The 20,881-nt window shown below is 65.0% G+C and carries 19 protein-coding genes; 6 read left to right on the top strand and 13 right to left on the bottom strand.

Annotated features, from left to right (window positions below):
- Nucleotides 1–10: 10 nt before the first annotated feature.
- The gene (locus VVR41_RS03455; protein ID WP_368523606.1) at nt 11–802 is read right to left on the bottom strand and encodes a carbon-nitrogen hydrolase family protein; all 792 of its coding nucleotides are present in this window, start codon (nt 800–802) and stop codon (nt 11–13) included.
- A gap of 101 nt (nt 803–903) precedes the next feature.
- Here VVR41_RS03455 and VVR41_RS03450 point away from each other — a divergent pair, with 101 nt between their 5' ends.
- The 4 genes from VVR41_RS03450 to VVR41_RS03435 all read left to right on the top strand — a co-directional run bounded on the left by VVR41_RS03450 (nt 904) and on the right by VVR41_RS03435 (nt 5,166).
- On the top strand, nt 904–1,173 hold the full coding sequence (locus tag VVR41_RS03450; protein ID WP_368523605.1) for a hypothetical protein: 270 nt from the start codon (nt 904–906) through the stop codon (nt 1,171–1,173).
- Between the two features lie 5 nt (nt 1,174–1,178).
- Complete coding sequence (locus tag VVR41_RS03445) at nt 1,179–2,333, top strand: alpha/beta hydrolase (RefSeq protein WP_368523604.1); 1,155 nt, start codon at nt 1,179–1,181, stop codon at nt 2,331–2,333.
- Nucleotides 2,334–2,391: 58 nt separating this feature from the next.
- Nucleotides 2,392–4,155, top strand: a complete 1,764-nt coding sequence (locus VVR41_RS03440) for a pyruvate dehydrogenase (RefSeq protein ID WP_368523603.1) — start codon at nt 2,392–2,394, stop codon at nt 4,153–4,155.
- A 180-nt stretch (nt 4,156–4,335) separates the two neighbouring features.
- The gene (locus VVR41_RS03435) at nt 4,336–5,166 is read left to right on the top strand and encodes a hypothetical protein (protein WP_321102663.1); all 831 of its coding nucleotides are present in this window, start codon (nt 4,336–4,338) and stop codon (nt 5,164–5,166) included.
- 105 nt (nt 5,167–5,271) lie between these two features.
- Here the strand turns inward: VVR41_RS03435 and VVR41_RS03430 are convergent, their stop codons facing one another.
- The 4 genes from VVR41_RS03430 to dnaK form a co-directional block, all read right to left on the bottom strand.
- Nucleotides 5,272–5,679, bottom strand: a complete 408-nt coding sequence (locus tag VVR41_RS03430; RefSeq protein ID WP_368523602.1) for a heat shock protein transcriptional repressor HspR — start codon at nt 5,677–5,679, stop codon at nt 5,272–5,274.
- A gap of 13 nt (nt 5,680–5,692) precedes the next feature.
- Entirely contained in the window at nt 5,693–6,889 is a 1,197-nt protein-coding gene (gene dnaJ / locus VVR41_RS03425) for a molecular chaperone DnaJ (RefSeq protein WP_368523601.1), read from the bottom strand.
- Between the two features lie 157 nt (nt 6,890–7,046).
- The gene (grpE, locus tag VVR41_RS03420) at nt 7,047–7,751 is read right to left on the bottom strand and encodes a nucleotide exchange factor GrpE (RefSeq protein WP_368523600.1); all 705 of its coding nucleotides are present in this window, start codon (nt 7,749–7,751) and stop codon (nt 7,047–7,049) included.
- A 49-nt stretch (nt 7,752–7,800) separates the two neighbouring features.
- Entirely contained in the window at nt 7,801–9,630 is a 1,830-nt protein-coding gene (dnaK, locus tag VVR41_RS03415) for a molecular chaperone DnaK (RefSeq protein ID WP_368523599.1), read from the bottom strand.
- Between the two features lie 384 nt (nt 9,631–10,014).
- Between dnaK and VVR41_RS03410 the strand changes: the two genes are divergently transcribed.
- The gene (locus VVR41_RS03410; RefSeq protein WP_368523598.1) at nt 10,015–11,514 is read left to right on the top strand and encodes an AI-2E family transporter; all 1,500 of its coding nucleotides are present in this window, start codon (nt 10,015–10,017) and stop codon (nt 11,512–11,514) included.
- Between the two features lie 104 nt (nt 11,515–11,618).
- Nucleotides 11,619–12,143, top strand: a complete 525-nt coding sequence (locus VVR41_RS03405; protein ID WP_368523597.1) for a type 1 glutamine amidotransferase domain-containing protein — start codon at nt 11,619–11,621, stop codon at nt 12,141–12,143.
- A 19-nt stretch (nt 12,144–12,162) separates the two neighbouring features.
- Here VVR41_RS03405 and VVR41_RS03400 read toward each other — a convergent pair whose 3' ends face one another.
- From VVR41_RS03400 to VVR41_RS03365, 8 genes are all read right to left on the bottom strand, one after another.
- Nucleotides 12,163–12,720, bottom strand: coding sequence for a nucleosidase (locus VVR41_RS03400; RefSeq protein WP_368523596.1), 558 nt, complete (start codon nt 12,718–12,720; stop codon nt 12,163–12,165).
- Between the two features lie 38 nt (nt 12,721–12,758).
- Nucleotides 12,759–14,102 (bottom strand): M20 family metallopeptidase, encoded by a 1,344-nt coding sequence (locus VVR41_RS03395; RefSeq protein ID WP_368523595.1) that lies wholly within the window; start codon nt 14,100–14,102, stop codon nt 12,759–12,761.
- Nucleotides 14,103–14,127: 25 nt separating this feature from the next.
- Nucleotides 14,128–15,750 carry an AbgT family transporter gene (locus VVR41_RS03390; RefSeq protein ID WP_368523594.1) on the bottom strand — a complete coding sequence of 541 codons (1,623 nt, stop codon included), beginning with the start codon at nt 15,748–15,750 and terminating at the stop codon, nt 14,128–14,130.
- A gap of 191 nt (nt 15,751–15,941) precedes the next feature.
- Entirely contained in the window at nt 15,942–16,877 is a 936-nt protein-coding gene (locus tag VVR41_RS03385; protein WP_368523628.1) for a sulfite exporter TauE/SafE family protein, read from the bottom strand.
- Nucleotides 16,874–17,587, bottom strand: coding sequence for a sirohydrochlorin chelatase (locus VVR41_RS03380; protein ID WP_368523593.1), 714 nt, complete (start codon nt 17,585–17,587; stop codon nt 16,874–16,876). The genes VVR41_RS03385 and VVR41_RS03380 overlap by 4 nt, the downstream gene beginning before the upstream one ends.
- A gap of 27 nt (nt 17,588–17,614) precedes the next feature.
- The gene (locus VVR41_RS03375) at nt 17,615–18,883 is read right to left on the bottom strand and encodes a sulfate adenylyltransferase subunit 1 (RefSeq protein WP_368523592.1); all 1,269 of its coding nucleotides are present in this window, start codon (nt 18,881–18,883) and stop codon (nt 17,615–17,617) included.
- Nucleotides 18,883–19,812: a sulfate adenylyltransferase subunit CysD gene (cysD, locus tag VVR41_RS03370; protein ID WP_409338263.1), complete on the bottom strand. Its 930-nt coding sequence runs from the start codon at nt 19,810–19,812 to the stop codon at nt 18,883–18,885. The genes VVR41_RS03375 and cysD overlap by 1 nt, the downstream gene beginning before the upstream one ends.
- 60 nt (nt 19,813–19,872) lie before the next feature.
- Nucleotides 19,873–20,649 (bottom strand): phosphoadenylyl-sulfate reductase, encoded by a 777-nt coding sequence (locus VVR41_RS03365; protein WP_321102638.1) that lies wholly within the window; start codon nt 20,647–20,649, stop codon nt 19,873–19,875.
- Nucleotides 20,650–20,881: the final 232 nt, after the last annotated feature.

Below are 20,881 nucleotides of genomic sequence, written 5' to 3'. Positions count from 1 at the left end.
GGGCTCCAGGTTAGAGCAGCTGCATGGCCTTGCGGGCTTCCGCGACCTCGGCGGGGTCGACCTCGGCGTAGAGGATGTCCTCCTCGTACCCCGCCTCGGCGAGGCGCTGCCCGGTGGGCCCGACGACGACGGAGTGGCCAATGCCCGTCGGCCCGCTGGGGGTGCCGGCGTTGTCCTTTCCGCCCGGGCGGGCCTGGTCGGTTGCGACGATAAACACGCCGGCGTCGAGAGCGCGGGCGGCGGTCAGCGTGCGCCACTGCTCCAGCTTGCCCTCACCGTCGGCCCAGCTCGTGGGCACGACAATAACCTCCGCGCCGAGGCGGGCAAGGTCCTTGAACTGCTCCGGGTAGCGGATGTCGAAGCAGATGGCCACGCCGACGACCGCGCCTTCGTGGACGAAAGTCATCATCTCCGAGCCCGGCTTGACGGTCTCGGACTCCTTGTAGTCCGCCACGTCGTAGGTGTGGATCTTGTCGTAACCCTTGTGTACGTCCGGGCCGGTGACCAAGGCGGTGTTGTACACGCGGTTGTTCTCCCCGTTCGAGTCCGCCGGGCGGAACATGCCCGCCACGATGGTCACGCCGAGTTCTTGCGCCAGCGACCGCATCGACGTGGCGAACGTCCCGTCGAGCTCCTCCGCCTGCGTGTCGAGCCGGCCCTGGTCGAAGGCTTGCATCGCCGCCTCGGGCAGCACGATGAGCGTCGCGCCGTTGCGCGCCGCTTCCCGGATGCGGGGCGCGACAATCTCGATGTTGCGCTCTTTATCACCGGTGGTGGTCACTTGCACGAGAGCGATTTTCATGGGCGCCAGGATATGTGGAAAACCTCGGCGATGCCACGGGTTATCCACAGGACGGGCACGGCGGCCTTGTTCCGCGCGCACGTGGTGCCGACCCTGGGTCCATGGTTTATCTGCACCTCACCGACGCCACCGCACACGCCGCGCGCACGAGCCTGCCCGCCTGGGACCCGCTCCCCCACGCCACACTCTCGCCCGGCGCGCTTGCGGATGCGCTAGCCGATGCTCACGCGCACCTACTCCCGTTTATCGACGCCACCTCCACCTCGTGTCGCCGCCACACCGAGTCTGTGGCCGACTTCGCTGATTCCGTCTGCCGCGTCGACGCGGACGTGGCGGGGCAGCTTTCGACACTGCTGGACCACGCGGGGTGACGGTAATGAACGCGGCGTACACCCCTGCCTTGCGTCCGGCTGAGCTGCGCGACGCCGCCCGCACGCTCGAGCACGCCGCGCACCTGGTCACCGGGCGCGGGCGCGACTCCCGCGACGCCGCGGCGGCAATTGCGGCGGCAGGTTTCGCGGGGCCAGCTGCTAACGCCGGTCTGAGCCGGCTCGACACGTTCGCCTACCACTTCATCTCGCACGCCCACGTGCTGCGCTACATCGCGCAGATCCTCGCATCGGCGGGATCTGCGCAGCAAAAGCTCGACGAGCTTGCCGATGTCGCCGCGAATACCCAGCGCATCTACCTCATCCGGTGGCTCAACATGGTGTCCTGGTTGCTCGACTCCGCCGCTGCCCAAGCGGTGCGCACCGCGATACTGGGCACCGTCGACGAGACGTTCGACAAACTGGTGCATCATCCGAACGAGTCTTTAGAGCAGATCCACGCACGCAACCTTGCAACCGTTCCCGCATCAACCGCCCAGGCGGTGCAGGAGGTCGGCGGCGTCATCCTCGAGGCAGGACCGCAACGCGCGACCGTCATGGTCGGAGACACCGACGCCCCGACCCGGGTGATCACGCTCGTCGGCGGGGTCTCTACGGGTCGTCCGCGCAAACTGCCCGGCGATCTCGCCCGGGCCAGCACCATTGCAGAGAGCACCGGAGCGGCCGTCGTGGTGTGGCAGGGCTACATCCCGCCGGCGGATGTCGCCGAAGGCATCGACCCGGTTGCTGCGCGCACCGGCGGGGAGGAGCTCTCCGCCTTCCAGCTTGCTGTGGAGGACCGCTTCCCCAGCGCCCAGAAATCTGTCGTGGCGCACAGCTACGGCACGGTCGTGGCCACGCGCGCCGCCACGGGAGCGGGCCTTTTTGCTGACGACGTCTGGCTGCTCGGCTCCCCCGGAGTCCCAGCGCGCTCTGTCGGTGAGATGAAGCTCTACGGCGCCGGCGACCCCCGGGTCTTCGTTGTCGATTCGGACCGCGATCCCATCCTCGCGCTGCGCTACCGGGAGTTAGGGGCGCATGGCACGTCCCCGTCCCACCCGTCGTTCGGTGCGACACCCATCCCCGGTGTGGAGGGCGGGCACCTAGCCTATTTCGACGACCCTGACCTGCTGCGCGCGCTTTCCTCCCCGCCGCGTGAGTAAGCGAGCGGGTACGAATGGGTAAGGACCCCTCCGCCACCACAATCCAGGAGTGACGCACATGACCCTCAACTTCGCTAACCAGTTGGTCGAACACCTTGTAGAAATTGGTGTCAAGCGCATCTACGGTCTCGTGGGAGACTCGCTCAACCCGCTTTCCGACGCAGTCCGCAACCACAACATCGAGTGGGTCCACGTCCGCAACGAGGAAGCCGCGGCCTTCGCCGCCGGTGCCGACTCCCTCGCCGCCGACGAGCTCGCCGTGTGCGGCGGTTCCTGCGGACCGGGCAACACCCACTTCGTTCAGGGCCTTTTCGAGGCGCACCGCAACGGCGCGAAGCTGCTCGCGATTGCCTCGCACATCCCGTCGATGGAGATCGGTTCCTCCTTCTTTCAGGAAACCCACCCGGAGTATCTCTTTCAGGAGTGCTCCTCCTACCTTGAGGTGGTCAACTCCGCAGACCAGGGCATGCGCGTGCTGCACAACGCCCTGCAAAACACTCTCGCCGGCAACGGCGTGTCCGTCATGGTCATCCCCGGTGACGTCTTCGCCTCCGAGGTTTCGGATGGACCGCACACCACCGCTTCGACCTACGCCACCGGCTCCGGCAAGCGTGTCTTCCCCGACCCGGGCGAGGCGGCCCGGCTCGTTGCGGCCATCAACGAGGCCGACACCGTCACCATCTTTGCCGGGTACGGCGCCCGCAACGCCCGCACGGAACTGTTCGCACTCGCCGACAAGATCAAGGCCCCGGTCGGGCATTCCTTCCGCGGCAAGATGTACATCGAATACGACAACCCTTTCGACGTCGGAATGTCCGGCCTGCTGGGTTACGGCGCCTGCTTCGAAGCGTCTCAAAAGGCCGACTTGTTCCTCATGGTCGGCACCGACTTCCCGTACACGGACTGGCTGCCCTCGGACAACGTCGGCCAGATCGACATCGACGGCACCCACATCGGCCGGCGCACCCCGGTGAAATACCCCGTGGTGGGCGATGTCGCCAGCGTCATCGACAACATCTTGCCCCACATCAACGAGAAGACGGACCGTTCCTTCCTCGACGAGATGCTCACCCGCCACGCGGAGCTTCTCGACGACGTCGTGGACACCTACACCCAGGAAGCCCCCGAGTCCCGCACTCCCATTCACCCGGAGCTCGCCGCGTCGATCCTGGACGAGCTGGCGGATGAAGACGCGTACTTCTCCGTCGACACCGGAATGTGCAACGTCTGGTCCTCGCGCTACCTCACTCCCAACGGCAAGCGCGACGAGTCCGCGTCCTTCCTGCACGGCACGATGGCCAACGCGCTCCCCCAAGCCATCGGCATCCAGGCCGCCTTCCCCGAGCGCCAAGTGATCTCCTGGTCCGGTGACGGTGGACTCGGCATGCTCATGGGCGAATTGCTGACGGTGAAGTTGCACAACCTGCCGATCAAGACAATCGTCTTCAACAACTCCTCGCTCGGAATGGTCAAGCTCGAAATGCTGGTCCAGGGCTTCCCCGACTTCCAGACCGATCACGAGCAGGTCAACTTCGCCAGCATCGCCGAAGGAGTGGGCATTAAATCGTTCCGCATTGAGGATCCCGCCGACCTGCGCCACGTTCTTACCGAGGCGCTCGCCTTCGACGGGCCCGTCCTTGTCGACATCGTCACCGACCCGGATGCACTGTCCCTTCCGCCGCACATCACCTGGGACATGATGAAGGGTTTCACCACCGCCGGGGTGAAAACCGTGCTCGACGGCGGGGTGGGCAGGATGGCAGAGCTCGCACGCGCCAATCTCCGCCACATCGGTGCGGCATCCTCGATCACCTTTAAGTAGATCCGCTGCGGCAGGTGGGAGATGCCCCCTCACCTGCCAAAACCCTGCCGTCCAGGACGGAAATTATAAAGAACATTACGGAATCATTAGGTGATCGTTATCGAAACGGTATCCACCAGCTTGAAATATGTCGGTAGCGTTTATGTAGTTAACGTAATCCTTAACGTGAAAGGCATGTTTATGACTACCCCGTCCAACTCGAACGACCGCGCGCGCCACGCTGGCGCGGACGCCAACGCTGCGAACACCGCTCAGAACACCCAGGAGTTCGACACCGTGCGCCGCACCACGACCCGCACCGCGCCGGCCGTCGGTTACAGCCACGACGTGGTAACCACCGAGTCTGACGACACCACCGGCCAGGAGGCCTGGATCGGCACCGACTCCACCGAGGTTTCCAACGGCAACGTGTCCTGGGGCGCCATCTTCGCTGGTGTTGTCACCTTCCTCGGCATCATGATCCTGCTCGGCGTCGCCGCAGCAGCCATGGGCCTGCAGGGTGCGTCCGGTGTGGCCACCGGCATCTTCGCCATCGTCTCCCTGGCCATCGCCTTCGCCGCAGCCGGCTACGTTGCCGGTGCACTCGGTGTGCGCGCCGGCCTGTTCCACGGCTTCGCCACCTGGGCAACCTCGCTCATCGCTTCCCTGATCCTGGCCGGCTGGCTCGGCGCCTCCGTCATCGGTGGCCTGGGCAGCATCCTCGACTCGGTCGCCCAGTCCGCAGGTAACGCCACGACCGTGACCTCCCAGGACGCGCAGGCCGCTGGCAACAACGTCACCCAGCAGGACGTGAACAACGCCCAGCAGGAGGCGTCCCAGATGGCCAACGAGGCCGCTGACCAGGTGCGCGACACCTACAACGAGATCGCCCCGCAGGCTGCTGAGGGCTCCTGGTGGACCCTGCTCGGCCTGATCGTCGGCGCGGTCATCTCCGCTCTGGCCGGTGCCGCTGGCGCCCGCTCCGTGCTCAACCGCGACGAGCAGCAGGTTGTTCGCCGCGTCCGCCGCTAATCGCCTCGTGCTGACACGCTGAGCGTGTCAGCACAGCGAATAAGCAAAGCCGCCGCCCCCTCCCGGGGACGGCGGCTTCGTCGTTGGAGCAGGTGTGTTAACCGCCTAGCGGTTCAGGCGCCGCCGGACAGACGGCTCCCACGCCACCACCGCTGTTGAGCGCGGGACGTGGACGAGCTCTCCACCGCTGCGCGGCTTCGCCCGCAGGCGCTGGCGCAGCTGCTCATTGTGCTCGCGTAGCTCCTTGAGCTCGCGCTCCAGATCCTCAATCTGGCTCGTCAGCTCCATAATCGTTTTGATGCCAGCAAGGTTGACGCCCTCCTCTTGGGAGAGGCGTTGAATGTGCTGCAGCATTTTGATGTCCCGGCCCGAGTAACGGCGGCCACCACCCGGAGTGCGGGCGGGCGAGACCAGACCCATCCTGTCGTAGGTGCGCAGGGTCTGGGCGTGCATCCCCGTCAACTCTGCGGCAACGGAAATAACGTAGTGGCCCTGATAATTGTCAGCTGCCATCATTGGTCACCTCCTACTTAGCACCGGCCCACCCGGCTCGCGGATCAAAGCCGGAGTCTTTTTCTGCTTGAGCGTACGCACGCAACGCGCTGGTCGCCGCAGCGTCGAGGTCCTTCGGCACCTTAACTTGGACGGTAACGAGAAGATCGCCCGCCGTCCCGCTTCGCTTGGGCACGCCGCGACCCTTGACACGCAGCGTCCGCCCGTTGGGAGTGCCCGCCGGCACCTTGACTTTGACCGGGTTGTCCAGCGTCGGCACCGCAACCGTGCCTCCCAAAGCAAGCTCACTGAAGGACACAGGCACCGTGACTTCCAGGTCATCACCGGAGCGAGTGAACACCGGATCCGGTTTCACGTGGACCGTGACAAAGAGATCGCCGGACGGGGTACCATTCGGACCCGCTTCGCCTTGACCGGCGAGCCGGACCTTCTGCCCGTCGACCACGCCCGCCGGAATGCGGACAGTGATCGACCGAGTGCGACGCACCGTTCCCGTTCCAGAACAAGTCGTGCACGGATCCTCGATTATGGTGCCGGTCCCGCCGCACTTCGTGCACGGCCGCGCCATGCCGAAGCCGCCGGAATTCTCGCGGATGTAGCCGCTGCCCGAGCACAGGCCGCACGTCGACGTCTTCCCGGATGCGGACCCGGAACCGTGGCAGGTCGCGCACGGAGCATCGCCGGTGAGCTCGACGGGGATGGTGGTCCCCTTCGCCGCCTCAGCGAACTCGAGGGTTATTTCCGTCTCGACGTCGGCCCCCCGCGACGGCCGAGCGTTCCGGCCAAAACCGCCGCCGCGGTTAAAGAAGCTACCGAAGATATCACCAAAGCCGCTGTCTGCAGCTTGTCCACCAGCTGCTCCTCCGAAGAGGTCGCCGAGGTCGAACTCGGCGTCCGGCGAGCCCGTCGTGCGAAACCCGCCCCGAAAGCCGGATCCCCCTGCCCCTCCGAAACGGCCGAAGCCTCCGGAGCTGATCATGGCCTTAAGTTCGTCGTATTCCTTGCGCTTGGTCTCGTCACCGACGACGTCGTACGCCTCAGCGACGCGCTTGAACTTCTCCTCCGCCGCCTTGTCACCAGGGTGCGAATCCGGATGGTTCTCGCGCGCGAGTCGGCGGTACGCCTTCTTGATATCGGCCGCCGAGGCGCTCGAGGAGACTCCGAGGTCGCCGTAATAATCCTTGTTGGCCCATTCCTGCTGCATAGCCATCGTTTACCCCTCCTTTCACGGGAGTATTTGGGTTGTTGTTTCTAAGAGTTTTATTTATGCGTTTTTGCTAAAGAGTGAAAAACGCCGGGGTGGGGTCTCGCCGATTGCACTGGCGTGACCTTTCCCCGGCGCGATCGCCATGGCGCGGGCTGGCGGGCTAGCTGTCCGCCGAAGTGCCTTCGCCAGTGCTGGCAGCACCATCGGCGGCGTCAGCGATGATCACCATCGCGTTGCGCACCAGACGGTCGCCAACGCGGTATCCCTTGCGCAGGACGGTGCCGATGGCCTTGGTGTCACCCGAGGACAGGTCCTGGACCGCCTCGTGGATCTCCGGGTCGAACTCGTCGCCCTCGGCGCCGAAGGCGGTGACCTTCTGACTGTCGAGCAGGGAGCGGAATTTTTCCGCGAACGCCTTGAGCGGCCCCTCGTAAAGATCCCCATGCTGCTCGGCGAGGTCGATGTCGTCGAGAAGCGGGATGAGGTTGGCCAGAACGCTCGCCTTCGCCTGCTCCGCGATCTGCCCGCGCTCACGCTCGGTGCGCCGACGGTAGTTGGCGTACTCCGCGCTAAGACGCTGCAGGTCCTCGGTCCGCTCGGCGAGCTGGAGCTCCGTGTCGGAGACAGTGCCGTCACCATCGGCGTCCGGATTGACCTGCTCGGACAGTTCGCGCTCCACGTCGGCGAGCTCCCTGTCGAGCTCCTGGTCGAGATCGGCTGAGAGGGGGTCCTCGTCAGCCTCGAGAGCCTCCGCCTCCGCTGCCTCGTCGGCCAGCGATTCCGCCTGGTCCGGGGAGACGTACTCGGGGTCGGTGTTCTCCGGAGCGCCCGGGTCGTTGGGCATCTGGGGGTTGCCGTTCGTCATGAGATGGTTCCTTAATCGGTAGTGGGGTCCCGGTAAGCGACGTCAGCGACTACTTGGAGTCGTTGTCGTCCTCGACAACCTCGGCGTCGACGACGTTGTCATCAGCCGGAGCGTCCGCCTGGGTTGCGCCAGCGTTGGCCTCAGCCTCGTAGAGGGCCTTGCCCAGCTCCTGAGACTCAGTGGTCAGCTTCTCGACGGCAGCCTTGATCGCGTCCAGGTCGTCGCCCTTGAGCGCCTCGTCGACGTTGTCCGCAGCCTCGGTCACGCGGGCCTTGAGGTCCTCGTTGAGCTTGTCGGAGTTCTCGTCCATGAACTTGCGGGTCTGGTATGCCATCGACTCCGCGTTGTTGCGGGTCTCCTGCTCCTCGCGACGCTTGCGGTCCTCGTCGGCGTGCTGCTCGGCGTCCTTGACCATGCGGTCGATCTCCTCCTGGGAGAGGCCGGAGCCTTCCTGGATCTTGATCGTGTTCTCCTTGCCGGTGGCCTTGTCCTTCGCGGAGACGGACACGATGCCGTTGGCGTCGATGTCGAAGGTGACCTCGATCTGCGGCACGCCGCGCGGAGCCGGAGCGATGCCGGCCAGCTCGAAGGAGCCGAGCAGCTTGTTGGCGGACGCCATCTCGCGCTCGCCCTGGAAGACCTGGATCTGCACGGACGGCTGGTTGTCCTCTGCCGTGGTGAAGGTCTCGGAACGCTTCGTCGGGATGGTCGTGTTGCGCTCGATGAGCTTGGTCATCACGCCGCCCTTGGTCTCGATGCCGAGGGACAGCGGGGTGACGTCGAGAAGCAGCACGTCCTTGACGTCGCCGCGCAGAACACCGGCCTGGAGTGCGGCGCCGAGTGCGACGACCTCGTCCGGGTTGACGCCCTTGTTCGGTTCCTTGCCGCCGGTGAGCTCCTTGACCATGTCGGTCACGGCCGGCATACGGGTGGAACCACCGACCAGCACAACCTGGTCAATGTCGCCGACGGACATGCCAGCGTCCTTGATCACCTGGTTGAACGGGTTCTTGGTGCGGTCCAGCAGGTCAGAGGTGATGCGCTGGAACTCGGTGCGGGTCAGGGTCTCGTCGAGGAACAGCGGGTTCTTCTCAGCGTCGACCGTGATGTAGGGCAGGTTGATGGAGGCCTGCTGCGCGGACGACAGTTCGATCTTGGCCTTCTCGGCGGCTTCGCGCAGACGCTGCAGGGCCATCTTGTCCTTGGTCAGGTCAATGCCGTTCTGGGACTTGAACTTTTCAGCGAGCCAGTCGACGATGCGCTGGTCCCAGTCGTCGCCGCCGAGCTCGTTGTCGCCGGCGGTGGCGAGAACCTCGACAACACCGTCGCCGATCTCAAGCAGGGAGACGTCGAAGGTGCCGCCACCGAGGTCGAAGACCAGGATGGTCTGCTCCGCGTCAGCCTTCTCCAGGCCGTACGCCAGTGCGGCCGCGGTCGGCTCGTTGACGATGCGCAAAACGTTGAGGCCGGCGATCTGGCCTGCTTCCTTGGTGGCCTGGCGCTGCGCGTCCTCGAAGTAGGCGGGGACGGTAATAACGGCGTCGGATACCTCTTCGCCGAGGTATGCCTCAGCGTCGCGCTTCAGCTTCATGAGGGTGCGCGCGGAAATCTCCTGCGGGGTGTACTTCTTGTCGTCGATCTCGACGGTCCAGTCCTCGCCCATGTGGCGCTTGACGGAGCGGATCGTGCGGTCGACGTTGGTGACAGCCTGGTTCTTTGCCGACTGGCCGACCAGGACCTCGCCGTTCTTGGCAAAAGCCACGACGGACGGGGTGGTGCGGGAGCCCTCGGAGTTGGCGATAACGACCGGCTCTCCACCTTCGAGGACGGAGACAACCGAGTTCGTCGTACCGAGGTCGATACCAACTGCACGTGCCATGTGAAAAACTCCTTTAAGTTCGGTTTCATTCAAGTTGAATGCAAGCGACTCAACTTCTGCCACCCTACCACTGGAGTAGATCGGACCCTTGAGTCGTTCACGCTCAACCTTTACAACGGCATTGGTCCCAAACTTGTTCCCGACCCTCACAGAAATCTTTTGCCCCACCTCTTGAGTGCCCCGATCGTCCTCCGAAACCCACCCGAAAACGACAGTTGACCATTTGATGCCCTGCCACCTACGGGACACTGCCACCTTCACACACGGACAAGATTGAATACGGGCCGGTCCGCGGTCACCGCCACGGGTGACGGGCACCCATGGCGGTATGCGCACCCCGTACGTTCTAACGTCTACCCACCCCATCTGGCACAATCGCAACACGTGACCAATTCAGACAGCAACGCCCCTCGATCCAGCGGGTCGAACCAGGATTTCATCGGCGCCTTCGACACGGCCGCTAACACGCCAGAGACGTTTCCCACCCCGGCAGACGCCGCGCAGGAAATATCGTCCAAGCCCATCGACCGAGGAGACATCATTGCCTCCGACGGTCGCACGGCCGCTGCATGGGGTCTTCGATTTATCATCATCGTCGCCGCAACGGCGCTGTTGCTCTACTTACTTAAGTACCTCTGGGTGGGCATCCTCCCCGCCCTTCTGGCGCTTGTTGTCGCAACCGTCCTGTGGCCGCCGGTGCGTTTCCTGCGCAACCGGATCAAAGCGCCCGCTGCTTTGGCGGTATCGGTTGTCCTGCTGACCTTCTTCGGCATCATCGGCGCCCTGTTCGCTCTCATGGCCCCGATGGTGCGCGACCAGGGTGGGCAGCTCATCGCCCAGGCACAGACGGGCATCATCACCCTCGCCACCTGGGCCGAGCAGCGTTTCGACATCGGTGTTATCGACAGCGCCCGCGTCCAGGAGCTGGTGCAACAGGCAACCGACTTCGTGCGTGGGCAGGCCTCCAACATCGCCTCCGGCGTCATGTCTGGGCTGGGCATGGTGGCCTCCGTGGGCACCACCTTGGTCCTGACGCTGATCCTCACCTTCTTCTTCCTGAAAGACGGCGACCGCTTCCTGCCGTGGATGCGCAAATACGTCGGCGTAAAGTCCGGCTGGCACCTCACCGAAGCTCTCATGCGTTCCTGGAACACTCTGGCCGGGTTCATCCGCACCCAGGCGATTGTCTCCGCCGTTGACGCAGTCCTGATCGGTATCGGTCTTTTGCTTTTGGGCGTCCCGTTGTGGCCCGTGCTCGCGGTGCTGACCTTCTTCGGTGGATTCATCCCGATTATTGGTGCGTTCACCGCAGGTGTTCTCTCCGTCATCGTCGCATTGGTCTCCAACGGACCAATGAACGCGTTGTTCGTTCTCCTGCTCGTCGTCGCAGTCCAGCAGCTCGAGGGCAATATTTTGCAGCCGATCCTCCAGTCCCAGGCAATGGGTCTGCACGCGGCAATCGTGCTGTTGTCCGTCACCGTCGGCGGTACCCTCTTCGGCATTGTGGGCGCGTTCCTGGCGGTGCCGATTGCCGCAGTCATCGCCGTATTCTTCGGCTACTGGGCTGAAATGACAGCACTCAGGGCGGGCGAGATTACCGCGGACGACATCAAGATAGCCACGCAACAAAGCCAGACTATGGACTCGCGCGAGGCGTTCCTCGCGGTGCGTAACCACCTACGCGACATGTCACGTCGCACAGTGCTGCCAACGGGCGCAAAGCTCAAGCAGTCTCTCGGTTCGACGCGCATCCCGCGCCCGTTCGAAGCCCCGAAGAAGACCTACGATTCGGAGATCCCTGGTAAGACGCGCGCAATCGATCCCAACGGCGACGAGCACAGCGACCGCAAGCGCCAACACGAGCTCGATAAGGACGACGCCTAGAATCCCGCGCACCAAAGTGCGGCGGCCTGCAGCTTCCATGCAGGCCGCCGCACTTTTTCCTATCGTGGGGTGCGTACGAGCTTTACGACGAAAGGAAACCTCCCATGTCCGACCTCAACGGCAAAAAGATCGCGATTCTCTCCACTAATGGTTTCGAAGACTCCGAGCTGACCTCCCCTAAGGAAGCCGTGGAAGCTGCGGGGGCAACGGCTCAGGTCATCTCCACCGAGTCCGGCGAGATCAAGGGCAAGAACGGTACGACTGTCTCCGTTGACCTGACCACTGCGGATGCGCAGGCTGATGATTTCGACGCCCTCATCCTGCCCGGCGGCACCGGCAATTCCGATGCCATCCGTACCGACGAGGACGCCGTCTCCCTGGTCAAGGAGCTCCGGGCCGCAGGCAAGCCGGTCGGCGTTATCTGCCACGGCGGCTGGATTCTCACCGACGCCGACGTGATCAAGGGCGTCAAGCTGACGTCCTACAAGTCGATTAAGACCGACTTGGTCAACGCCGGTGCGGCGTGGGTGGACGAGGAAGTCGTCGTCGACAACGGCTTCGTCTCCTCGCGCACCCCGGACGATCTGCCGGCGTTCAACGCGGCGATCGTCGAGGAGTTTGCAAAATAACTCCCGACATCCCTCGGGGCTAGAGCGCCGCGACTGCTTCGTTGAGCTGCACGGCCGCTGCAGCCAACGACTCCGGCCACGAGACGTTCGAGGTCTCGTCCGCGTTGTCTGAGACCTGCTTGAGCAGCGTTAGCGGCACGCCGAACTCGCTGCACACGGCGGCAAGGCAGTAGCCTTCCATGTCCACGAGCTCGCTTTCACGGGCAAGCTCGGTGCGCAGCTCGGTGGTGTTGACAAAGGTGTCGCCCGTGGCCAGACGCGCCGTGGGCAGGTCGGTAACGGTCTCGAACTCGAACACCCGCGGGTAGACAAAGTCGGTCAGGCCGCCGACACGCAGCACCTTGTGATCGTGCTTGACGGCGGCGGTGATCTCGTAGACGCCCGGGGCGACGTCGGCAAGCGCACCCGCGGTACCGACGTTGACCACGCGCTCCGGCAGTGGCCCCTGCGCAAGGCGCTTCGTTAGCGCGATGGTGGCGGGCACGGTGCCGATACCGGTGATGAGGACCTCGTGATCCGTGAGGCGGGAGATTTCCGCGGCCTCTTCCTTCATTGCGGCGACGATAAGCAAACTCATAGGTCCCGAGCGTAGCGGGCCGCCGCAAGCCGCGTTCTCTACCCCAGCTCTTCTTCGACGCTGAACGTCCCGCCTGCCGCAGCAAACTCCTCGCGGGCTGCGCGGGCAAGGTCATCGTCGGCAAGTATGTCGAGCGCAACCTGAGCCAACCCGGCCGCCGAGTCCACGGCCGCGCGGGTCGCTTCCGGGCCCGCGGCCCACTCGGCGAAGGCCGCGGTGTGAAGCGCGACGTCGGAAGGTGAAACCTTAACCATCGGGTGGATGGCCGGGACGAGCTGCGAGACGTTACCGAAGTCGGTCGAGGCCGCAAGCGAATCCGGGACCACCCCGGCCGGGACAGCAACCCGACCGCGAAGGGCCTGCGTATCTGTCCACCGCCTCGCCAGCGCCTGGTTATTGCGAATCGGCAGCGACGCAGGGTGAACGTCCCATGTTCGCTCGACGGTACAACCGGTCATAAGTGCGGCACCGTCCAGGATGTCGTCGACACGCGAGGACAGATCCACCAAAGAATCGGTGAGCAGGGAGCGAACATAGATGCTCATCGTGGCGGTTTCCGGAATGACCGATGGCCGGTGCCCACCGTCGGTGATCACTGCGTGCAACCGGTCGCTCGGCGGCATCTGTTGGCGGAGCAGCCCCATAGCCTGATAGGCCAGCGACGCCGCGTCGAGGGCGTTGCGCCCCATAAACGGTTGCGAACTGGCGTGCGCCGCGACACCGTGGAACGTGGCCGTGAGGGTTCGACGCCCCAGCCAGGCATGGCTGGCAATGTCGTAGCCGAAGGGGTGGACCATGATCGCCATATCGATGCCGTCGAGCATCCCGCCCCGGATCATGTACTCCTTACCGGAGTGGCCCTCCTCCGCTGGCGTACCCAGCAGGACGAGGCGACCCTCGATGCCCGAATCTTTCAGCGCGGATACTGCTGCAAGGAATGCCCCGACGCCGGCCGCTGCGATGATGTTGTGCCCGCAGGCGTGCCCGATCCCTGGCAGAGCATCGTACTCAGCCAGCACCGCAACAGTGCGATGCTGGGCGGCGTTGAACCCCGCAGTGGTGTAGCTCGTGCGCAGCGAAGTCTCTACCTCATGGACGCCGCGCTCTACCGCGAAGCCCCGCGACTCCAGCAGCTCTGCCAGCACCGCCTGGGAACGGTGCTCCTCGAAGGCGAGCTCCGGGTGGGCATGGAGATCGGTGAGCAGGTCAGTCAGCGCAGGCTCGAGCGCCTCAGCGGCCATAGACGCCGCGGCCCATCCGTCGCGTTGGGCCGGGTAGGCGTCGAAAAGCACGTCGGGCGCGGTGACCTGAGCCATCCGCTCGGAGATGCCGGCCGTAGCGTAATCGAGAAAAGCGGTCGAGGGGCGGGTCCGGTCATCCATGCCCACCCACGCTACCCAACGGGATTTACTGCTGCAGGAAGATTACTGCGCCCGGACCCAGCGGCAGATCCGCGAAGTACCAGATTGCCAGCAGGCCAGCCCACGCCAGCCAGAACGGAATAACGAACGGCACTAGACGCGACATCAGGGTTCCCAGACCGGCTTGCGGCTCGTAGCGACGCAGCAGTCCGAGAATGACAATCATGTACGGGTTGAGCGGCGTAATCACCTGGGTGGCGGAGTCACCGACGCGGAAGGCCGCCTGAGTGAAGGCCGGTTCGAAGCCGATGAGGGCGAACATGGGGACGAAGACCGCCGCCATGAGCGTCCACATCGCGGAACCGGAAATAATCAGCAGGTTGAGCAGCGACGCCAGGACGATGAAAGCGAGGATCGCGCCGAAGCCGGTAAGCCCAACCGATTCGAGGAACGCCGCGCCCTTGACCGCGGTGTAGGTGCCGATTCCCGTCCACGCAAACAGCGCAACAAACTGGCCGAGAATGAACGCGAGGACGAGGAAGCTGAGCATGTCCTTGATGGCCTGGCCCATCATCTCGACGACGTCAGCGACCTTCTTCACGGTGCCCACGTACACGCCGTAGGCGATACCGAGCACCATGAAGTAGGCGAAGACGATAAACACGATGGACTGCAACAACGGGGACTGCGGCAGGAAGGCCCCCTCCTCGTTGCGCCACGGTGAATCCGGGATGAGGAAGGCCCAGAGGAAGACCACCGACAAAATGAGTCCCGCCACCAGGGACATAACCAGGCCGCGGTTCTCCTGCTTGGTCAGCGTCGGCGACAGCTCGTTACCCTCGGCGTCGCGATCACCGCGCGCGGCGGCGTCCTCCCCCTCGAGTGACTCCTCGGTGGGGACATTCTGGCGGACCATGCGGGGCTCGAGAACCCGGTCGGTGATGAAGCCGGCGAGTAAGCCAAGCACGATCGCGGAGGCGACGTTGAAGTAGTAGTTGGACACCGGGTTGACCTCGGTGGTGGCCAGGCCCGGCAGGGTTTCCATCACCGCGTTGGTGATTCCCGCGAACAAGGCGTCGAGGCTGGTGGGGAACAACGCGGTGGAATACCCCGCACCCACGGCCGCGAAACCGCCCAGCAGGCCAGCGACGGGGTGACGGCCCGCTGCCTTGAACACCATCGCGGCCAAGGGCGGGACGACGACGAACGCGGCGTCCGCCATGATCGAGGCCGTCACACCGACGACACCGACGGCGTACGGCAGAATCCACTTCTTGGCGGAGCCAAAAAGCTTACGGATCAGCGCCGAGAGCATGCCGGTCCGCTCGGCAACACCGGTGGCCAGCAGGATCGGCAGGACGGTGACCAGCGGCGGGAAGCCGATGTAGTTCTGGCCCATAGAGGTGGTCAGCCAGGTCAGGCCCTCGCCGGTGAACAGACCGCGGATGGTGAGGTCCTCATCGGATCCCGGAACCGCCACCTGGATGCCCTGCATCGCCATGACCGTCGAGGTCACGCCGGTAAGCAGGAACAGGATGAGGAAGAGGGTGAACGGCTCGGGCAATTTGTTGCCCAGGGTTTCGATGCCGGTGAGGACCCGGTCGCCGAAGCCGTTGGGCTTCGGCTCTTTTCTGCCGGTGTCCTCGGCAGTCGTGCGCGTCGTGCTCATGGTCTATCCCTTCGGGCGATCTGTGCAGTTGCGAGACATTGTTGCACGAAGCCCGTTGTTGCACGAACCCAGCTTTTCCCCGGGCAAACCACACGTCATTGCCAGGCCGTGCCCAAGTGCCTCACGGTGTGAGGGCTCAACGCTTGTCGACGCCTCCCCTCACCCGAAGCGCTCACCCAGGCAGCCGGGTTCTACCGCGCGGGCTGGGCGAGAGCGGAAGCGTCCGTCCCCTCCGGGGTGTGGCCTTCCTTCTGCGAGGCGGCGTGGGAGTTCGCCCGGGCAGTCTGCATGCCGCGTACCGCGAGGACGATGCCGAGGAGGATGATGGCGAGGCGCACCCAGACCAGGTGGTCGGTGATGCCGATCTCCTTGAGCACGGTGGGCAGGTTGAGCACGGCGATGAGCGTTCCGACGAAGCTGCCGAGCAGGATCGGGTTGAGCCGCGAGACCAACCACGCGCCGATCGGCGCGGCGATCACGCCACCGATTAGCAGCGCCGTCACGGCCGCGACGTTCTCCACGAGGTCGGTCCACATGCCGATAACGAAGCCGAGGGTGGCAGCGGCTGTGACGAGGAACTCCGCGGTGTTGACGGTGCCGACGACGCGGCGCGGCTCAGAACGGCCCGCGGACAGCAGGGTCGAGGTGGTCACGGGGCCCCATCCGCCGCCGCCGGTCGCGTCAACGAAGCCGCCGAAAAGACCCAACCCGCCGAGGAATCCGCGGGAGTGGGGCCGATTCACGTTCTTGCGGCGTGTCAGACCGCGGGAGAAGCGGAACATGAGGTTAAGGCCAATGACGGCGAGGATGGTCGCCATGATCGGCTTGGCCCACGCGGTGGACAGGTTGCTCAAAACGGTCGCGCCGGCAAAGGCACCCACGGCACCGGGTACGCCGATGGTGGCGACGACCTTCCAGTCCACGTTGCCGAAGCGCCAGTGGGATAGGCCGGAAGCTAGCGTCGTGCCGAGCTCCGCGGTGTGGACCACGGCCGAGGCTTGGGCCGGTCCGAGACCGGCGAGCATAACCAGAATGGTGGTAGATGTGACGCCGAAGCCCATGCCTAGGCCGCCGTCGACAAGCTGCGCGGCAAGGCCCGCGAGCGCGATGAGAATTAGTGTGTTCATGCGAAGCATGGATCGGTCTCCTTTATTAATGCGGCTGAGCGGAAACGTGCGGCGACGATTGCCGCGAGGTCTGTTTCCAGTGGTGCTGAGGTGGTACAGCCCTCTGGGAGGGCGGCTAGGGCCCGCTCGAGGAGCAAGCCGGTGGTGACGAACAGCGGAAGCAGGTGCGTCCGACAACACATTCGCGCCACCTCAGTGATGCCGCTGGTGCCGATAAGTGGTCCGCGGCCAGTGGCAGGCACAACCGTGACCGGTACCCCGGTCAGCTCAGCAACGTGCTGGCCCAGCTCGCGGGTTGCGTGCGCGGCCGCCGCATGGGAGGTGCCGACGGGATAGAGGATCGCCTGGTCGCAGCCGGGGCCGTCGGCGCGCAAACGGGCGGCGAGCACCCGGGCGATGTCCCCACCCTGGCCGAGTCCGTCAGCGAGGGTGAGCTCGACACCGTTTCCGGAGGCGCTGGCAAGCGCGGCGGGGACGTCGTGGGTGGCGTGGAAGGCACGCGTGAACAACAACGGCACAACCACGGCCCGCGTGTGGCCCGCCCCGCGCGCGTCCGCGACAGCCTGGGTCAGGTCGGGCGCGGTGAAGTCGAGGTGGGCGCAAAAGCCCTGCACCCCGGCCAGGCGGGCCGCCGCGGCGGTGAGGCTCTCGATACCGCGCTGTGCGTCAGCATGGCGGGAGCCGTGTGACAGGGTGATCAACGCGGTCATGATTGCCTTCCTTGATTTCGGTGGGTGCTAGCGCAGGCGGGTTCCGACGAGACCTGCCGCCAGCGTGTTGCCGGAGACCTGGTCGATGAGCAGGAAGCTGCCCACGGCGCCGCGGGCGGCGTAGTCCTCCGCCACGACGTCCTGGGCGGTCTGGATTGTCACGTGGGCGATGTCGTTGAGCCCGAAAGACTCGGGGCTGTCAACGTCACCGTTCGGCGAGTCAATATCCACCAAACGGTCGACGGTGGCGATGCGGGCGCGGACCAGCGCCGTGCCGATGCGCAGCTTGACGGGACGGCCGGCGGAGAGTTCTTTCTCTGTCAGTCCGACCACGGTCGCTGCGAACTCGCGAACCGGCTCGGGAGCTACGCCCGCGGCGATGAGGTCGCCACGGACAAGGTCAATCTCATCAGCAAGGCGCAGCGCGATCGATTCGCCCGCTACTGCCTCATCGCGCCCACCGTCGGCGGTGTCGATGTGGGTGACGGTCGTGGTGCGCCCGCCCGCAGACACGGTGTCGCCGACGCGGATCGTGCCGGCGGCGACGCGCCCGGCGTAGGCGCGGTAGTCCGAGGCGTGCTCGCGCAGCACGTACTGGATGGGGAACCGGAAATCGAGGTCGAGGGCGCGCCCGGAGTTCACCGGGATCTCCTCAAGCAGCTCGAGCACGGTCGGGCCGGAATACCAGGGGGTGTTCGTAGAGCGCTCGGCGACGTTGTCGCCCTTGAGCGCGGAGATCGGCACAACGTGGGAATCCGTGATACCCAGCTCAGCGGCCTTGCGCTCAAATTCCGCGCGGATCGAGGTGAACGTGTCCTCGGAATAGTCGACCAAATCGATCTTGTTTACCGCCAAGATCACGGTGGCGACCCCGAGCAGGGCCGCGACGTTGAGGTGGCGCACCGTTTGTTCCACGACGCCGTGGCGGGCGTCGACGAGCAGGACCACGACCTGGGAGGTGGACACACCGGTGACGGTGTTGCGCGTGTACTGCACGTGCCCCGGGGTGTCGGCGAGGATAAAGGTGCGTTTGTCGGTGGCGAAGTAGCGGTAGGCGACGTCGATGGTGATGCCTTGCTCGCGCTCGGCCCGGAGGCCGTCGACAAGCAAGCTCAGATCAAGGCCCTCGAAGCCGCGATCGGCCGAGGTGCGCTCGACGCTGGCGAGCTGGTCAGCGAGCACCGACTTGGTGTCGTGGAGCAGGCGGCCCACGAAAGTGGACTTGCCGTCATCGACGGAGCCGGCGGTGCACAGCCGCAGCGTCTGGCGCTCGGCGAGGATAGTGGTGGCTGACATCAGAAGTAGCCCTCCTTCTTGCGGTCCTCCATCGAGGATTCGCTGAGGCGATCGTCCGCGCGGGTCGCGCCGCGCTCGGTCAGGGTGGAGTTGGCGATCTCGGCGAGCACCGCGTCGATCGTGGTCGCATCGGAATCGACAGCACCGGTGCAGGACATATCACCCACGGTGCGGTAGCGCACCTGGCGGACCTCCAGCTGCTCGCCGTCGCGGGGCCCACCCCAGTCGCCGGCGGTCAACCACATGCCGTCGCGGTTAAACACCTCGCGCTCGTGCGCGAAATAAATGTCCGGAAGTTCGATGGCGCGCGCACCGATGTACTCCCAGATATCCGCCTCAGTCCAGTTGGAGATGGGGAACACGCGAATGTTTTCACCGGGCAGCTTCGCACCGTTATAAAGGTCCCACAGCTCGGGGCGCTGGCGGCGCGGGTCCCAGCCACCGAAGGAATCGCGCACGGAAAACACGCGCTCCTTTGCACGGGCCCGCTCCTCGTCGCGGCGGGCACCGCCGAGAACGGCGTCGTAACCGACCTCGGCGATGGTCTCCACCAGCGGAACCGTCTGCAGCGGGTTGCGGGTTCCATCGGGGCGCTCGACCAGGTCACCACGGTCGATCCAGTCCTGCACCGCGGCGACGCGCAGGCGCACCCCGTACTTCTCCACGACGCGGTCACGGAACTCGATGACCTCCGGGAAGTTGTGCCCCGTGTCAACGTGGAGCAGCTCTAGCGGCATCGCTGCCGGCGCGAAGGCGCGTCGCGCGAGCTCAAGCACAACGCAGGAGTCCTTGCCGCCGGAAAACAGCAGGCCGATCTTGTCGAACTGCCCCGCCACCTCCCGCAGGATGTGGATGGACTCGTCCTCTAAGTCCTTTAAGTGCGGTGAGAGCGCCTGGGCCGTGCTGGCCGCGATGGATACTTCAGTCACTGTGTCGTCCTTTAATTGGTAGTTCTATTCGCCGGAACGTGGGCCGGAATGTGTGCCGGTTTACTCGTGCAACCCGCACTCGGTCTTCGCGGAAAACGCCCACCGTCCCGCGCGCGGGTCTTCTCCCTCGGCGACAGGCAGGGTGCACGTCGCGCATCCGATCGAGGGGTAGCCCTGCGTAGTCAACGGGTGAACGATCAGGTCGTTGCGCTCGATGTAGTCGTCCGTTTCTTCCAGCGACCACGTCACCAGCGGGGAGATCTTCAACCGGCCGGTGGCGTCGAGCGACAGTGCCGGGGCGTTTGCGCGGGTCGGACCGTCAGCGCGGCGCAGGCCGGTCACCCAGCCCACGTACGGCGACAGCGACACCGCGAGCGGCTCGACCTTGCGCATCCGGCAGCAGGCGGACGGGTTGGCAAGGTACAGGTTCGGCCCGTAGACCTCATCTTGCTCGGCGCGTGTGAGCTGCGCTGTGGCGCGCACAAGCCGGTGGCCCGGGTAGCGCCGCTCCACCGCGTCCGCGACCTCGAGGGTCTCCTGAAAGTGGTATTCGGTGTCGAGGAACAAAAAGTCAGCGCCAGGCAGGTGATCCTTGGCCAGCTCTGCAAGGACGGTGTTTTCCATCGACAGCGTTACCGTGAGCGGGCCCGGCGCGTGCTGGTGCGCCCAGGCGAGAATCTCGTCGGCGCTGGCGTTGTACAGCGCGTCTGCGTGTTCCTCGACGAGCTCCGCGTTGCGACGCGCCACCTCAGGTGGCAGCGGATCCGTGGAGGTGGGTCCTTCGGGTGAGATTCCGGGATCCCGATAGCTGGCATGACCGCCGAGCAAGTTGTGCATTGTCAGTCCCTTTCTAGGTCCCTACCAGTGTTCCCGATTACCTTCAGTGCTGCAGTGTGTCCACGCCGCGTGAGCGATTCCTGTAGTGCTTTCTCCGTTGATTTCGCCGGAGCGTGCGCTACGGCCGGGTCGTCTTGACCGTAGAACTTCACCTCGAATACGCGCAGGCATTCCCCGCAGTTCCAGGCAAAGTCCGTCTCCACGTCCGGGTAGAGCTCTTCGCCCGCGCAAT

The organism is Corynebacterium sp. LK2510, assembly GCF_040946405.1.
Taxonomy (GTDB): Bacteria; Actinomycetota; Actinomycetes; order Mycobacteriales; family Mycobacteriaceae; genus Corynebacterium.
Note: the sequence above shows the minus strand (reverse complement) of the source record. Positions and strands in the feature narration are given on the sequence as shown.

Coding starts and splice junctions, on each gene's coding strand:
- VVR41_RS03455 (WP_368523606.1), bottom strand. CDS start 802: ATGAAAATCGCTCTCGTGCAAGTGACCACCACCGGTGATAAAGAGCGC.
- VVR41_RS03450 (WP_368523605.1), top strand. CDS start 904: ATGGTTTATCTGCACCTCACCGACGCCACCGCACACGCCGCGCGCACG.
- VVR41_RS03445 (WP_368523604.1), top strand. CDS start 1,179: ATGAACGCGGCGTACACCCCTGCCTTGCGTCCGGCTGAGCTGCGCGAC.
- VVR41_RS03440 (WP_368523603.1), top strand. CDS start 2,392: ATGACCCTCAACTTCGCTAACCAGTTGGTCGAACACCTTGTAGAAATT.
- VVR41_RS03435 (WP_321102663.1), top strand. CDS start 4,336: ATGACTACCCCGTCCAACTCGAACGACCGCGCGCGCCACGCTGGCGCG.
- VVR41_RS03430 (WP_368523602.1), bottom strand. CDS start 5,679: ATGGCAGCTGACAATTATCAGGGCCACTACGTTATTTCCGTTGCCGCA.
- dnaJ (WP_368523601.1), bottom strand. CDS start 6,889: ATGGCTATGCAGCAGGAATGGGCCAACAAGGATTATTACGGCGACCTC.
- grpE (WP_368523600.1), bottom strand. CDS start 7,751: ATGACGAACGGCAACCCCCAGATGCCCAACGACCCGGGCGCTCCGGAG.
- dnaK (WP_368523599.1), bottom strand. CDS start 9,630: ATGGCACGTGCAGTTGGTATCGACCTCGGTACGACGAACTCGGTTGTC.
- VVR41_RS03405 (WP_368523597.1), top strand. CDS start 11,619: ATGTCCGACCTCAACGGCAAAAAGATCGCGATTCTCTCCACTAATGGT.
- VVR41_RS03400 (WP_368523596.1), bottom strand. CDS start 12,720: ATGAGTTTGCTTATCGTCGCCGCAATGAAGGAAGAGGCCGCGGAAATC.
- VVR41_RS03395 (WP_368523595.1), bottom strand. CDS start 14,102: ATGGATGACCGGACCCGCCCCTCGACCGCTTTTCTCGATTACGCTACG.
- VVR41_RS03390 (WP_368523594.1), bottom strand. CDS start 15,750: ATGAGCACGACGCGCACGACTGCCGAGGACACCGGCAGAAAAGAGCCG.
- VVR41_RS03385 (WP_368523628.1), bottom strand. CDS start 16,877: ATGAACACACTAATTCTCATCGCGCTCGCGGGCCTTGCCGCGCAGCTT.
- VVR41_RS03380 (WP_368523593.1), bottom strand. CDS start 17,587: ATGACCGCGTTGATCACCCTGTCACACGGCTCCCGCCATGCTGACGCA.
- VVR41_RS03375 (WP_368523592.1), bottom strand. CDS start 18,883: ATGTCAGCCACCACTATCCTCGCCGAGCGCCAGACGCTGCGGCTGTGC.
- VVR41_RS03365 (WP_321102638.1), bottom strand. CDS start 20,649: ATGCACAACTTGCTCGGCGGTCATGCCAGCTATCGGGATCCCGGAATC.